The organism is Xanthomonas sp. F4 (genome assembly GCF_011761895.1).
Map to the genome: position 1 here is coordinate 80,135 of NZ_JAASQX010000008.1, position 14,045 is coordinate 94,179.

Consider the following 14,045-nt stretch of genomic DNA (forward strand, 5'->3'; position numbering starts at 1 on the left):
CCGGCGTGGCGGCTGCGGACCATCGGCGCTGGCTGGCGCGGTCGCGGCGCCGGATTCCCATGGGGGCGACCGGCGCGCGGGAAGAACTGGGGGCGGACGAGCGTGCCCGTCCGCCGACAAGTGTAACGGCGGCCCGACGCCGGGACCATGTCGTTGCCGACACAAATGCCTGGCGCGGCCCGGATGCGGGCGACCCCGCGGCGGCCGCTGCGCGCGAGCGGGGCCAGTGCGGCGCGGCGGCGGCGCCTGCGTGCACGCAGGCACCGCTCGCGCGGCCCCGCCTGCGTGTCCGGGGGACTACGTCTGGTCGTGCGGCGCGACTGGCGTCGCCGGGCCGCGCGCCATGCTCGAAAACACGCCGTCGCGGCGCACCCAGGCATGGAACAGCGCCGCGCACAGGTGCGCCAGCACCGTGGCGAACAGCAGGTAGGCCAGCCAGCCGTGCGCGCTGCGCAGCCAGGCGTACAGCGCCGGGCTGTGCGGGGCGATCGGCGGCAACTGCATGCCCGGCCACAGCACGATCGGGTAGCCGCCGGCCGAGAGCATCGACCAGCCCAGCAGCGGCATCGCCAGCATCAGCGCGTACAGCAGCCAGTGCGAGGCATGCGCGGCGGCCTGCTGCCATCGCGGCAGGTCGGCCGGCAGCGGCGGCGGCCGGTGCCGCAGGCGGTTGCCCAGGCGCACCAGCGCCAGCAGCAGGATGGCGATGCCCAGTGGGCGATGCAGGTCCAGCAGCCAGGGCCGCTGCGACACCGAGGCGACCATGCCCACGCCGACGAACAGCATGGTCAGGATCATCGCCGCCATCAGCCAGTGCAGCACCCGCGCGGGCAGGTTGAAGTGCGCGGAGCGGTCGTCGCGGTTCATTGCGCACCTCCATGCGGCGTGCCGGTGGCATCGGGGGCCTGGCCGTGGGCGATCTCGCGCTCGCGGCGGTTGAAGGACTGCGAGTACACCGCCGAGCGCGCGGCCAGGATCGGATCGTCCGAGCCGGCGATGCCGCGCGGCAGGATCAGCGGATCGTAGTTGAGGTCGCGGCACGGCCCGGTGGCCTGCGGCTCGGCATGGTCCAGCACCAGGGTGCCGGCGACCACCTGCTGGCGGTCCTGCGGCCACGGCTGCGACGGGTCGTCGACCGGGTCGCCGGGCGCTGCCACGGTCAGCACCAGGTCCCAGCGCAGCGGCCCGCGTGCCAGCCGCGCCTGCAGGTCCTCGCTGAGGAAGTCGGCGTCGGCCTTGGCGCGTTGCTCGGCCGACAACGGCGCGAACGGGGTCTGCGGGCGCATCGACCAGCGCACCGCATGCGTGCTGCCGTCGGCGGCGGTGAAGCGGAACGCGTTGACGCCGTTGTACTGGGTGTTGGCCCAGCTGTTCGACCACGGCGCGGTCTTGGCCCATTCCTGGAACTTCTTCGCCTCCGGGTAGCGCTGCACGAACGCCGCCATCTTCGCCGGGTCCGGCTTGCCGGTGGCCGGGTCGGGTTGTGCGGCCAGGGTCTGCGCCATGAAACCCTCGGGACTGGCGACCACGAAGAACGGGAAGCTGTTCATCGCCGTGCGCCATTCCTGGCCGTCGTCGCTGCGCAACTGCAGGGCCATGCTGCGCACACGCGCCGCACCGTCGGCGCCGTGCGGGTCGCCGCCGCCGATCGACAGGCGGCCCAGCACCGGCACCGAGGATTGCGCGAACACCCGCGCCGAGGACAGCGCGCTGCCCTGGCCGTTGCCCTCGAAATGGCCGCTGACGCACACGCCCTTGCTGTGCGCGCGGCGGAAGCCCGGATGCGGCGGGCCGCCGGCTTCGATGGCGTCGGTCATGCGTTGCGCGGTCAGCCGTTGCGGACCGCCCAGCCAGCCGGCGCTCCAGGCGAAGGCGGCGGCGAGCACGGCGGCGATCGCGGCGATGCCCGCCAGCGCCAGCCAGGGCCGCCGCGGCGGTGTGGGATCGGGACGGGACATGGGGCGGCTCCTGTGGCGATGGCGAGGGAGGGACGCGGTCGGGCGCGTGGCAGGCGCTAGCAGACACGGTCGGGCATGAACGCGGTGCAGTCGTGGCGGGCGGGCTGCGCGCGGTCGGCCGCCGTAGCGTGCCATGGGCGGCGGGGCACGACCACGGCGGCATCATCGACGCTGCGCATAGAATCGCCGCATCTTGCGGGCAGGAGTCGGCGATGGCTGGTGCGATCGGGTGGGTGCTGGTGGGGCTGGCGTTCCTGGCGCTGGGCGGGGACTCGATCGTGAAAGCGGCCTCCGGCCTGGCCCAGCGCTGCGGCGCCTCGCCGTTCGTGGCCGGGTTGCTGCTGGTGGCCTTCGGCACTTCGCTGCCGGAACTGGCGGTCAATGTGCGCGCCTACGCGGCCGGCGCGCAGGATCTGGCGCTGGGCAACGCGGTCGGCAGCAACCTGGCCAATCTCGGCCTGACCCTGGGCCTGGCCGCGCTGGCGGCACCGCTGCTGCTGCGTACCCGCCTGCTGCCGCCGCTGCTGGTGCTGCTGACCCTGGCGACGCTGGCGCTGATCGGCTTCGGCCTGGATGGGGCGATCTCGCGCGTCGAAGGCGTGGCGCTGCTGCTGGCCTTCGTCGGCGTGGTCGCGTTCCTGCTGCTGCGCGCGCGTCACGAACCGGCCGCGCGCCAGCTCGGCGTGTCCGGCTACGCGGTGACCCGCACCGGACTGGTGCTCAACCTGCTGCGCCTGCTGATCGCCATCGTGCTGTTGAACGCCGGCGCCAACTTGGTGGTGACGCATGCGCCGCAGCTGGGTGCGGCCTGGGGCCTGTCGCCGCTGCTGGTCGGCCTGCTGCCGGTGGCGATCGGCACCGCGCTGCCGGAAGCGGCCGCCGCGGTGGCCGCGGCACGCCGTGGCCAGGGCGACATGGTGGTCGGCCACGTGCTGGGTTCGAGCCTGTTCAACCTGCTGGTGGTGATCGGCGGCATGGCGGCGCTGCGGCCGCTGCCGTTGCCGGCCTCCTTCGTGCGGCTGGAGCTGCCGGCGGCGATTGCGCTGGCCGTGGTGCTGTACCCGATGCTGCGCGGCGACATGCGCTTGAGCCGCGGCGAAGGTGCGGTGCTGCTGGTGGCGTTTCTGGCCTGGGTGGGCCTGGAGTTGGCGTTGGTGGCTTGAGTGCCGAGAGTGGGGATTCGGGAGTGGGGATTGGAAAAAGCGGCTGGCTTCAGTCGGAGGAGCGGCTTCAGCCGCGACGGGCGTTCCCGCTAAAGCCTGTCGCGGCTAAAGCCGCTCCTACGCAGACCTGCGCGCTCAGCGCTCGTCCGGCTGCTCCGGCGGCGGCAGCCCTTCCTGATCGGCGTGGTCGCTGCCCGGCACCTGCGGCCGCTGTTCCAGCATCAACGACAGCGCCGCCTTGGCCATCATGTGCGCGCTGATCGGCGCGGTGATGAACAGGAACGCGGTGATCAGCAGCTCGCGCGGCTGCGGGTCCTGGCCCAGGAACAGGTGGTAGCCGACCGAGGCCAGCAGCACGCAGCCCACGCCCAGGGTGCTGGCCTTGGTCGGCGCGTGCAGGCGCTTGAAGAAGTCCGACAGCTTCACCAGCCCCAGCGCGCCGACCAGGATGAAGAAGCAGCCGACGATCAACAGCAGCGACAGCCCGACCTGCAGTGCGGCGATCATTCGACGATGTCCCGGCGCAGCACGAACTTGCTCAGCACCACGGTGCTGCCGAAGCCGAGCATGGCGATGATCAGCGCCGCCTCGAAGTACACCGGCGAATCCAGGTACATGCCGAACAGCATCAGCTCGGCGATGGCGGTCACCGACAGCGTGTCCAGCGCCAGGATGCGGTCGGGCACGGTCGGCCCGCGCAGCAGCCGCCACAGCGCCAGCAGCATCGCCAGCGCCACCACGTGCATGCACACGACGATCGTGGTCTCGATGAACATGTTGCTGGTCATGGGAAGATCTCCATCAACGGCGCCTCGTAGCGCGTCTTGATCTGCCGGATCACGGTCTCGGCATCGTCCAGGTGCAACACGTGCACCAGCAGGTACTTGCGGTCGTCCGACAACGCCGCCGACACCGTGCCCGGGGTCAGGGTGATCATGCTGGTCAGCGCGGCGATACCGTGGATGTTGGCGATGTCGAGCGGCACCCAGATGAAACCGGGGTGGATCCGTTTCTCCGGGCCGAGCACCTGCAGCGCCACCACCACGTTGGAGCGCACGATGTCCCAGGCCGCCACGCACAGCATCTTGGGCACCGAGCGCAGCGAGCCGATGCGCGCGAACTCGCGGTCCAGGCGCGCGGCGAACAGCGGCACCGCCACGCCGAGCATCGCGCCCAGCAGCAGCTGGCCGAGACTGAAGCTGTCGCTCATCAGCAGCCAGAACGCGGTGACGGTCAGGCTCAACGGCCAGGACGGGAACAGGCGGCGCGACCAGGGACGGGCGGACATGTCAGGGCTCCCGCAGGATCGGCGCGGTACCGCGCAGCTGGGTGGTGTAGTCGGCCGGGCGCAGCAGTTGCGCGGCGGCGGCCTCGCTGTAGCGCAGCAGCGGCCCGGCGGCCACGGTCATCGCCACGCCGTAGCCGAGCAGCAGCACGGTGGCGGCGGTTTCCAGCGGCCGCGCCGGCGCCTTGCGCGGGGCCGGGCGCGGCAGCTCCACGGTATCGTCCTCGGCCGTTTCCTGGTCGCCGGGCACGCGCCAGAACAGGCGCACGCCGCCGCGGGTCAGGCCCATGATCACCATCAGGCTGCTGAGCAGCACCGCGGCCCACACCGGCCCGGTCAGCCCGCCCGGCGTCGCGCTGAGGATCGCCACCTTGGCCAGGAAGCCGGACAGCGGCGGCAGCCCGGCCACCGAGATCGCCGCGATCAGGAACAGCACGCCGGGCACGGTCTTGCCGGGCAGCGGCGCGATGATCTCCTTACGGTCGCTGGCGCCGCCGCGGCGGCGCCGGATCAGGTCGGCGATCAGGAACAGCGCCGCGGCGACGAAGCTGCTGTGCGCTAGGTAGTACAAGCCGGCGCCGAGCGTGCCGGGCGCATCCAGGGCGAAGGCCACGAACAGCGTTGCCGCCGACACGATCACCAGGTAGCCGATCAGCACCCGCAGGCGCACCGCCGCCAGCACGCCCAGCGCGGCCAGCAGCAGCGTCGCCAGGCCCAGCCACAGCAGCCAGTCGCGGCCATAGCCGTCCAGCGCCTGCGCCTGGTTGCCGAGGATCAGCGTGCTCACCCGCAGCACCGCGTACAGGCCGACCTTGGTCATGATCACGAACAGCGCCGCCACCGCCGCCGGCGCGCGTGCATAGGTTTCAGGCAGCCACAGGTACAGCGGCAGCAGCGCGGCCTTGGCGCAGAACACCAGCAGCAACAGGCCGAACGCGGCCTTGATCAGCGCCACGTTCTGCGGCGGCGCCTGCGCCACGCGCTGCGACAGCTCGGCCATGTTCAGCGAGCCGAGTAGCGCGTACAGCAGGCCCAACGCAATCAGGAACACGGTGGAGGAGGTGACGTTGAACACCACGTAGTGGAAGCCCACACGCAGGCGCAGGCCGCGCCCGCCGCTGAGCAGCAGGCCGTAGGAGGCGATCAGCATCACCTCGAAGAACACGAACAGGTTGAACACGTCGCCGGTCAGGAACGCGCCGTTGAGGCCGACCAGCTGGAATTGGAACAGCGCGTGGAAATGCGGCGCGCGCCGGTCCCAGCCGGCGCAGGCGTGCAGCAGGCAGGCGCCGGCGAGCAGGGTGGTGGTCGCCAGCATCCACGCCGACAGGCGGTCGGCCATCAGCACGATGCCCAGCCGCGAGGGCCAGTCGCCGAGCAGGTAGGCGTGGACCTGGCCGTCGCTCACCTGCACGCACAGCGCCAGCACCGTCGCGGCCAGCGCCGTCATCGCCGTCCAGGCCACCACGCGGCGCACCTTGCGGCCGTAGCGGCGGTGCTCCACGAACAGCGACAGCGCCGCGCCGAGCAACGGGATCAGGATCGGCAGGATCAGCAGATGGGTCATGGCGCCTGGCCCTCGGCCGGATCCTGGCGCGCATCGACGTGGTCGCTGTGGTTGTCGCCGCGGCTGCGCATCGCCAGCACGATGCTCACCGCGGTCATCGCGAAGGCGATCACGATCGCAGTCAGCACCAGCGCCTGCGGCAGCGGATCGGCGTGTTCGGCCAGGGTCGGGGCGATGCCGTCGCGCAGCACCGGCGCCTTGCCCTGCACCAGCCGGCCGCCGGCGAAGATCAGCAGGTTGGTAGCGTAGGACAGCACGGTCATGCCCAGGATCACGTCGAAGCTGCGCGCCCGCAGCAGCAGGTACACGCCCACCGCGGTCAGCACCCCGATCGCGCTCGCCAGTGCCAGTTCCATCAGTGCATCTCTCCGGTGATGGGCGAACGCTGCGCCGGGTCGATCTGCCCGCGCTGTGAATCGCGGGTGCGCGAGGGCTTGATGGTGCCCATCATCGACAGCGACAGCATGGTCCCGCCGAACACCACCAGATACACGCCGGTATCGAAGATCAGCGCACTGGCCAACGGCACGCTGCCGATCAGCGGCAGCGCCAGGTCGAGATGGCCGCTGGTCAGGAACGGCACCCCGAACAGCATCGAGGCCATGCCGCCCAGCGTGGCCAGCAGCAGGCCCAGGCCGATGCAGCGGATGTAGTCGAAGCCGAAGCGCGACTCCACCGAGGCCGCGCCCTGGATCACGTACTGCATCAGCAGCGGCACCGCCAGCACCAGCCCTGCGATGAAGCCGCCGCCGGGCGCGTTGTGGCCGCGCAGGAACAGGAAGATCGACACCGTCAGGGTCAGCGGGAACATCAGCTGCGCCAGGTCGGCCGGCACCGGCAGTTTGATCGGCGGCCCGGGCATCACCTTCTCCGGCGCCATCCGCGCGCGCCGCAGCAGCGCGTGCACCACCAGCGCGGCGATGCCGAACACGGTGATCTCGCCGAAGGTATCGAAGCCGCGGAAGTCCACCAGGATCACGTTCACCACGTTGCGGCCGTAGGCTTCCGGCAGCGCGCGCTGCAGCAGCTCGCCGGCCATGGTCGTTGCCGGCCGGGTCATCACCGAGTACGCCAGCAGCGCCATGCCGCCGCCGGCGACGATCGCCAAGGCCGCATCGCGCCAGCGGCGCCAGCGCTGCGGTTCCGGCGGCGAGGCCTTGGGCAGGTAGTTCATGCCCAGCAGCATCAGCACCAGGGTCACCATCTCCACCAACAACTGGGTCAGCGCCAGGTCCGGTGCCGACAGGAACACGAACACCAGGCTCACGCCCAGCCCGCTGCCGCCCAGCACCAGCACCGCCAGCAGGCGCTGGTGGTACAGGAACAGTGTGGACAGCGCGCAACTGAGGATCAGCAGCCACAGGCCCCAGCCCAGCAGCGGCATGCCCTGCGGCGCCGGCCACTGCTGCCACAACGGTGGCGCGTTCAACAGCGGCGCGGCCACCACCACCACCGCGGCCAGCACCAGCCAGCGCAGGCTGCGTTGCAGGCTGCCGTTGGCGAGCACGCGGGTGAAGCGCGCGGCCACGCCGAACAGGGTCTGCACGTGCCAGTGGAACACGCGCTTGCCCAGCGAGTGGCGCACCTCGGTGTACAGCGCGGTCAACCGGCGCAGGCCGAAATACAGCGCCACGCCGCCGACCACGCCGGCGATGCTCATCGCCAGCGGCGCGTTCCAGCCGTGCCAGACGGCCAGGCTGTAATCGGGCAGGGCGTTGCCGAGGATCGCGCCGGCGGCGCTGCGCAGCACCGGCGCCACGGTCAGCGCCGGCACGATGCCGACCGCCACGCACACCAGCACCAGGATCTCCACCGGGATCTTCATCCAGCGCGGCGGCTCGTGCGGCATCGTCTCAAGATCGCGCGGGCCCTTGCCGAAGAACGTCTCGTAGACGAAGCGCAGGCTGTAGGCCACGCCGAACACGCCGGCCAGCAGTGCCGAGGTCGCGGTGAACAGGCGCATCGCCGCCGGACCGTCGGCGCCCAGCGCTTCGGCGAAGAACATCTCCTTGGACAGGAAGCCGTTGAGCAGCGGGATGCCGGCCATCGACAGCGAGGCGGTGATCGCCAGCGCGCTGGTGATCGGCATCCAGCGGCGCAGGTTGCCGAGCCGGCGCATGTCGCGGGTGTGGGTCTCGTGGTCGATGATGCCGGCGGCCATGAACAACGAGGCCTTGAACACCGCGTGGTTGAGGATGTGGAACACGCCGGCCACCACCGCCATCGGCGTGGACAGCCCGAACAGCATGGTGATCAGGCCCAGGTGCGAGATCGTGGAATACGCCAGCAGGCCCTTGAGGTCGTGCTGGAAGATCGCGAACCAGGCGCCGGTGAGCAGGGTGACCGCGCCGATGCCGCTGACCGTGTAGAAGAACAGGTCGCTGCCGGCCAGCGCCGGATGCAGCCGCGCCAGCAGGAACACGCCGGCCTTCACCATCGTCGCCGAGTGCAGGTAGGCCGACACCGGGGTGGGCGCGGCCATCGCATGCGGCAGCCAGAAATGGAACGGGAACTGCGCGCTCTTGGTGAAGATGCCGAGCAAAACCAGCCCCAGCGCCCACGGATACAGCGGGCTGGCGCGGATCACGTCGCCGGCGGCGAGCACCGCGTCGAGCTGGTAGCTGCCGACGATGCGCCCCAGCAGCAGCACGCCGCCGAGCAGCGCCAGGCCGCCGCCGCCGGTGATCACCAGGGCCATGCGCGCGCCGTCGCGCGCGTCCTGGCGGTGCGACCAGAAACCGATCAGCAGGAACGAACTGATGCTGGTCAATTCCCAGAACACCATCAGCAGCAACAGATTGCCGGCGATCACCATGCCCAGCATCGCGCCCATGAACAGCAGCAGATAGGCGTAGAAGCGCGCCGCGTTCTCGCGTGCGCTCAGGTAGTAGTGCGCGTACATCACCACCAGCGCGCCGATCGCCAGCACCAGGCCGGCGAACATCCAGGCCAGCCCGTCCAGGCGCAGCGAGAACTGCAGGCCGATCTGCGGCAGCCAGGCGTGGTCGGCGCGGACGATGCCGCCCTCGAGCACGGTCGGCGTCAGCGCGCCCAGTATTGCCAAGCCCGCCAACGGCGCCAGCGCCGCGGCCCAGGCCAGGGTGGCACGCGAGCGGTGGCGCAGGGCAACCACGGCCACTGCCATCAGAAACGGCAAGGCCAGCAGGAGGTCGAGGGCTGGGATCATGCAGGGAATACGAGATTCGCGAGCAGGAGCCCGAGTGTAACAGGCGCGTCACGGCGTTGGCCGGCGCGGGAACGAAAGGCGTGCACGGTCATGCGCACAGCATAGCCGCAGGCAGGTGATGTGCCTGCGAGTAAGCGGTGCGCGGGGCTGTCGACTGCCGACTGTGCAGGGCGTGCGCCATGCGTGTGGCACGAGCGTTGTTCTGCAGCGGAGGGGCCTGTCGCTCTCGATGCGGGCGCGGGCACGGGCACGTGCGGCGTAGGGCGAGGGCGCCGTGAGCGTGGCGATCGTGGGTGATTGCGTATGCCAGCGCCGCGTAATCGCGCGCCTCCATCCGCCGTGGCGTGCTGTGCAGCGGCCCGATCCCGCATGCTCCCGGCCGCAAACGGCCGTGCACGCACTATTCTGTGTCGATGACCGATTCGCCTGCCGCTGCGTCCGCTTCCCCTCCGTCCGTCGCCTCCCCGCGCGTCGCGCTGGTGTTCGGCGGCAGCGGCCAGATCGGCGAGCGCCTGCTGCACCGCTTGCTGGCCGACGGGTGGGAGGTGCATGCCTACTCCCGTCAGACGCGCGCGCCGCAATCCGGCCTGCACTGGCATGCTGGTGAACTCAGCGCGCTGCAGGCGCCGCCGGTGGCGGCCGACGTGGTGTTCAGTTGCGGGCCGCTGGACGCCTTCGCCGACTGGTACCGGCGCGCGCCAGTCGCCGCGGCGCGCGTGGTCGCGTTCGGCTCCACCAGCCTGGAAGTCAAGCGCGACTCGCTGGATCCGGCCGAGCGCGACGTCGCCCGGCGCCTGCGCGAGGCCGAAGCCATCGTGTTCGCGGTCGCGGCCGAGCGCGGCGCGGCGGCGACGGTGCTGCGGCCGACCCTGGTCTACGGCGCCGGCCGCGACCGCACCCTCAGCGCGATCGCGGCGCTGGCACGGCGCACCGGCTGGTTCGTGCTGCCGCGCAGCGCCAGCGGCCTGCGCCAGCCGGTGCACGTGCAGGACCTGGCCGACGCGGCGCTGGCGGTGCTGGCGCATCCGGCCACGCACGGGCGAAGTTACGCCCTCGGTGGCGGCGAGACGCTCACCTATCGCGAGATGGTGCGGCGGGTCTTGGCCGTACTGCGTCCGCCAGCGCGGTTGCTGACGCTGCCGCATGCGCTGTTCGCGTCGACGCTGGCGCTGGCCCACGCCTGCGGCCGCCTGCAGGGCATGAACCGCGCCGCGCTGCAGCGCATGCGCGAGGACCTGGCGTTCGATCTGCAACCGGCGCGGCAGGATTTCGGCTACGCGCCGCGCGCCTTCGCGCCGGATGCGGCGATGTTGGGCCTGGACCTTGGGGACTCGGCGAAGCAGGGCTGACGCAAGGCCGTGCGTACTCGCCTGCGGGTGCGGACGGCGCGCAGGCGCCGCGGCGAACGAGGGGAGGAGGGTCCGGGCAGCGTCCGCGCGTGCCCGGCGGCTGTGCTGCCGTGTGGGGCGGTCGCGCTCAGTAGCGCCAGTGCATGCGCCGGTACAGCTTGGCCAGCACCCAGGCCGGGCCGATCAGCAGATAGGTCAGGTCGGTGAGGAAGCTGGGTCGGTGGCCTTCCAGTGCGTGCCCGATGAACTGCGCGATCCAGGCCACCACGAACACGCCGATCGCCAGCCACAGCAGCCCCTGCAGGCCCAGGTGCGCCTCCAGCAGCCGGCACAGGCAGCCGCAGAAGAAGAACGCCGCCAACATGCCGTAGCCCAGCGGACGCGACAGGCGGTTGTAGTACATCCACGCCGCGAACATGCCCAGCGCCGCCCACAGCCCGCTCTGGAACCAGGTGCCGCCGACCGGGATGCACCACAGCAGCGCCACCACCGACCACAGGATCGCCGGCACCGCGACCACGTGGATGCGCTGGTTGGCGGCATTGCGGTGATCGTCGGAATAGCTGGCGAAATAGCGGTCGATCGGGCGCGCGTAGGCGGTGGTATCCATCTTCCCTCCCAGGAACCGGCCCAGCATAGCGCCATCGTCGGTGCGATGCGGAGACACCGGGCCGTGCATCCGGCGACGCGGGCAGCCGTTGCCAGCAGCACGGACGCCTTGCCCGTTTGCTGGTCGCGCCCGACACCGTCCATGTCCTCGCCCAGCGCAGCACGCATGCAGCCGTCCCCAGCGGAGCGACCTTCGGGGTCCTGCAAAACGTCGGGCAATGTCCTGTGGGAGCGGCGTCAGCCGCGACGGGCTTTACCGGGGACGCCCCGTCGCTTTCACAAGGCAACTTGCATCTGGTTCGATCGTGCCGGATGCAGGGGATGAGAGGTGCTTTTTTCGTTTCGACGAACGGCGTCCTAGAGGCGTCGGGCGCCGCCTGAGCGGTCGTCGCAGGCAAGCGGTGGAGTCGCCGAGCAGGGGCGATCGCGCTGTCGGCACGACCGCCCCGCCACGGCTTGGCGGCTCAGGCGCGCGCCATGCTCCTGTTCGTCTCCTGCTGCTGTTCGCGCTGCACCGACTCCTGCTGCTGTGCGGACTGGCGGGCCAACTGCGCGCTGGTCTGCTCCAGCGGCGGTGCCGGCTGCTGCAGGTCCACCACCGCACGGAAGCCCGGCGTGGTCCCGGCGACGAAGGCCTTGTCGTTGGCGACATTGACCTCCTTCAGCTTGTCGGGGCTATCGATCCCGGCCTGCTTAGCCTGCAGGGTGAGGTTGGCTACCGCCTCGTTCGACAGCTTGGCGTGCGGCGGATTGGCCTTCTCCGCACCGCGATCGGCTTCCGTGCGCATCTTGTCGTACAGCGGCGTATCCGGATGCCCAGGCTCGCCGAGCTGCGGACCCTTCGCCGGCTTGGCCTGTGCCTGCTCGGCGGCCGCCAGCCCGGCCCGGGTATCGCGGCCGACGATGCCGTCCTGGGTGAGGCCGCGCTGTTTCTGCAAAGCCGTTACCGCCTCGTGGGTGTTGTCCCCGAAGCGGCCGTCCTCGGCCAGCGGACGGCCTTGCGCGTCGCGGATGCCGAGGCGGTTGAGATGCTGCTGCAACTCGCGCACCTCCTGGCCGTGGTCGCCTTGGCGCAGCGTGCCATTGCCATGCTGCGCCTGATCGCGGCCATGCGCGTCGACCTGCTGGCCGCGGTTCCACCACGTCTCCGGACTGACCGCCTTCCCGTTCGCATCGTGCATCTGGTAATGCACGTGCTGCGCGTACTGGTTCGCCCCGTTCGGGCCACGTCCGCCCATGGTGCCGATCGCATCGCCGGCGCGCACGGTATCGCCTTCTTTCACCGAGCGCGAATCCAGGTGCAGGATTTCGTGCGAATTGCCCTGCGCGTCGCGGATTTTCACCGTGCCGTACTGGCCGCCGGAGAAGGTCACCGTGCCGGAGATCGGCGCGTGCACCGTCGGATGCTGCCGGTTGATGCCGGTTTGGCCGCCTTCGTAGTTGAAGTCGGTGCCGCCGTGCGGACCGCGGGCGCGGTGTTCGCCATAGTGCCCGGTGATGTGCGGATCGACCTTGCCCTGGCTCGGCAGCATGCGCTCCATCGTCTGCTGGAAGTTGCTGTGAGACCCCCCGGCGTTAGCGGTAGCCGGCCGATGGCCCTGCGTGGGTGCAGCGACGGCTTCACCCAGCCGTCCCGTGGCCAGGTTCTGCATCAATTCGGGTGTCAGCGTTCGTTGCCAGTGCTCGAAGCGCCTCTCGCGGTCTGCCAACCCGTTCGGCGGGTTGGCTCCGTTGATGGCGGCACCCGCGTCTCGGGCGCTGTTGCGCTGCTCCTCGGGTACTTTCTGCTGCCAGTACCAGGTGGCGATGCGCGAGGCGTTCTCAGGCTGAGATGCCAACTCTGGTCGATTGACCAGGTCCAGACCCAACGCCTCGCCAGCCGCGCTGTACTGTGCCTTGCCGGTCAATTGCATGTAGCCACGGCCGTGATAGAGATAGCCGTCCCCCGGCTGATCATTGCCGAGATCCCGGCGATTGCCGTACATGAGTTCGCCGAGCCGTTCGGGCCGGCCCCTGAGTGCCTCGATGCGCGCGCTTTCCAGTGCCTCCGGACCTTCGCGCAAAGCAGAACGCACGTTGGCAGTGATTTGTCCGATTCCCTTGGTGTAATTGAAGCTTTCCTCAAGCCTGGAAAGGCCGCCGGATTCATGGCCCACCTGCGCCATAAAATTCGCCAGTTCCCTGGGCTGTGTGATGCCGGCCGCGTATGCGGCGCGGAGCATCTGGTTCTCTCTGTCTGTTGCCATGGTGTAGCTCCTCATTTCTCAGCAACGTGATGGACGGACCATCCATGTCCGCGGAAACCATTACTTCCCTTTAATTCGTGCTCGACTCGCCCTCTTCCAGTGGGGCGACCTTGGGCAGCTTGGCAGGATCGAAATCCGCGAATGCCACCTGTCCAAAATCCTTGGCCGTCAACTCCAATTGTTTGTGCTGATCGGTTTGCGTATCGGTGAGCTCGCGCACCACCTTCTCCAGCAGCCAGCTTTTAGTGGCGGGCGCATAGCGGAAGGTGAAGTCATCAGCCCAGCGCTCGCGCGAGCCGCCCGAGATGGAGATGGTGAACTGCCCTTTCTCGATCCGCGAAAACGCATATGGATCGCCGGCCATGCCGCCGCAGTTCGCGCATGGGACGATATGCGCATTCTCCGCGGCCTTGTGCAGCTCTCCGCTTTCATCCTGGGTCAGCAGGATCACCGTTCTTGGTGCGCCCTGACCCAACTTCTCGCCAGCCGACGATGGAGGGGAAACGACCAGTAATGCATCTGACCGACCAATGCCGGTGAGGTCGCCCCGAAGCGTGTCCACGGTTTCCATGCCCGAAGGGACGAAAGAAGCGACGTTTTGCACGGTGGCATTCCCTTGCTGAGTGGGCGTAGTGGGAGCGTGCTGCCCCTGGTTTTGCTGACTGGGAACGGGGGACGGCT

Annotated in this window: 13 protein-coding genes; 2 read left to right on the top strand and 11 right to left on the bottom strand. The window is 70.0% G+C overall.

Annotation, left to right across the window (positions count from 1 at the left end):
- Positions 1-297: 297 nt before the first annotated feature.
- Positions 298-867, bottom strand: a complete 570-nt coding sequence (locus tag FHR66_RS19490) for a cytochrome b (RefSeq protein WP_160966383.1) — start codon at positions 865-867, stop codon at positions 298-300.
- Positions 864-1,958: a catalase family peroxidase gene (locus tag FHR66_RS19495; RefSeq protein ID WP_160966385.1), complete on the bottom strand. Its 1,095-nt coding sequence runs from the start codon at positions 1,956-1,958 to the stop codon at positions 864-866. Before FHR66_RS19495 ends, FHR66_RS19490 begins: the two co-directional genes overlap by 4 nt.
- A 212-nt stretch (positions 1,959-2,170) precedes the next feature.
- Here FHR66_RS19495 and FHR66_RS19500 point away from each other — a divergent pair, with 212 nt between their 5' ends.
- A complete protein-coding gene (locus tag FHR66_RS19500; protein WP_160966387.1) occupies positions 2,171-3,121 on the top strand; it encodes a calcium/sodium antiporter in 951 nt (316 codons plus the stop codon).
- A 135-nt stretch (positions 3,122-3,256) separates the two neighbouring features.
- Here the strand turns inward: FHR66_RS19500 and FHR66_RS19505 are convergent, their stop codons facing one another.
- The 6 genes from FHR66_RS19505 to FHR66_RS19530 are packed head-to-tail and all read right to left on the bottom strand — an operon-like array spanning position 3,257 to position 9,160.
- The gene (locus FHR66_RS19505) at positions 3,257-3,628 is read right to left on the bottom strand and encodes a Na+/H+ antiporter subunit G (RefSeq protein WP_160966389.1); all 372 of its coding nucleotides are present in this window, start codon (positions 3,626-3,628) and stop codon (positions 3,257-3,259) included.
- Positions 3,625-3,909: a K+/H+ antiporter subunit F gene (locus FHR66_RS19510; protein WP_160966391.1), complete on the bottom strand. Its 285-nt coding sequence runs from the start codon at positions 3,907-3,909 to the stop codon at positions 3,625-3,627. Before FHR66_RS19510 ends, FHR66_RS19505 begins: the two co-directional genes overlap by 4 nt.
- On the bottom strand, positions 3,906-4,409 hold the full coding sequence (locus FHR66_RS19515) for a Na+/H+ antiporter subunit E (RefSeq protein ID WP_160966393.1): 504 nt from the start codon (positions 4,407-4,409) through the stop codon (positions 3,906-3,908). Before FHR66_RS19515 ends, FHR66_RS19510 begins: the two co-directional genes overlap by 4 nt.
- Position 4,410: 1 nt before the next feature.
- On the bottom strand, positions 4,411-5,973 hold the full coding sequence (locus FHR66_RS19520; protein ID WP_160966395.1) for a monovalent cation/H+ antiporter subunit D: 1,563 nt from the start codon (positions 5,971-5,973) through the stop codon (positions 4,411-4,413).
- Positions 5,970-6,329 carry a Na+/H+ antiporter subunit C gene (locus tag FHR66_RS19525; protein WP_160966397.1) on the bottom strand — a complete coding sequence of 120 codons (360 nt, stop codon included), beginning with the start codon at positions 6,327-6,329 and terminating at the stop codon, positions 5,970-5,972. The genes FHR66_RS19520 and FHR66_RS19525 overlap by 4 nt, the downstream gene beginning before the upstream one ends.
- On the bottom strand, positions 6,329-9,160 hold the full coding sequence (locus FHR66_RS19530) for a monovalent cation/H+ antiporter subunit A (protein WP_160966399.1): 2,832 nt from the start codon (positions 9,158-9,160) through the stop codon (positions 6,329-6,331). Before FHR66_RS19530 ends, FHR66_RS19525 begins: the two co-directional genes overlap by 1 nt.
- Positions 9,161-9,573: 413 nt before the next feature.
- Here FHR66_RS19530 and FHR66_RS19535 point away from each other — a divergent pair, with 413 nt between their 5' ends.
- A complete protein-coding gene (locus FHR66_RS19535; protein WP_160966401.1) occupies positions 9,574-10,509 on the top strand; it encodes an NAD-dependent epimerase/dehydratase family protein in 936 nt (311 codons plus the stop codon).
- A 127-nt stretch (positions 10,510-10,636) separates the two neighbouring features.
- Here the strand turns inward: FHR66_RS19535 and FHR66_RS19540 are convergent, their stop codons facing one another.
- The 3 genes from FHR66_RS19540 to FHR66_RS19550 all read right to left on the bottom strand — a co-directional run bounded on the left by FHR66_RS19540 (position 10,637) and on the right by FHR66_RS19550 (position 13,935).
- Positions 10,637-11,119: an Mpo1 family 2-hydroxy fatty acid dioxygenase gene (locus FHR66_RS19540; protein ID WP_152236627.1), complete on the bottom strand. Its 483-nt coding sequence runs from the start codon at positions 11,117-11,119 to the stop codon at positions 10,637-10,639.
- 463 nt (positions 11,120-11,582) lie between these two features.
- The gene (locus tag FHR66_RS19545; RefSeq protein WP_160966403.1) at positions 11,583-13,364 is read right to left on the bottom strand and encodes a peptidoglycan-binding protein; all 1,782 of its coding nucleotides are present in this window, start codon (positions 13,362-13,364) and stop codon (positions 11,583-11,585) included.
- Between the two features lie 70 nt (positions 13,365-13,434).
- Positions 13,435-13,935, bottom strand: a complete 501-nt coding sequence (locus FHR66_RS19550; RefSeq protein WP_202394632.1) for a hypothetical protein — start codon at positions 13,933-13,935, stop codon at positions 13,435-13,437.
- Positions 13,936-14,045 lie beyond the last annotated feature (110 nt).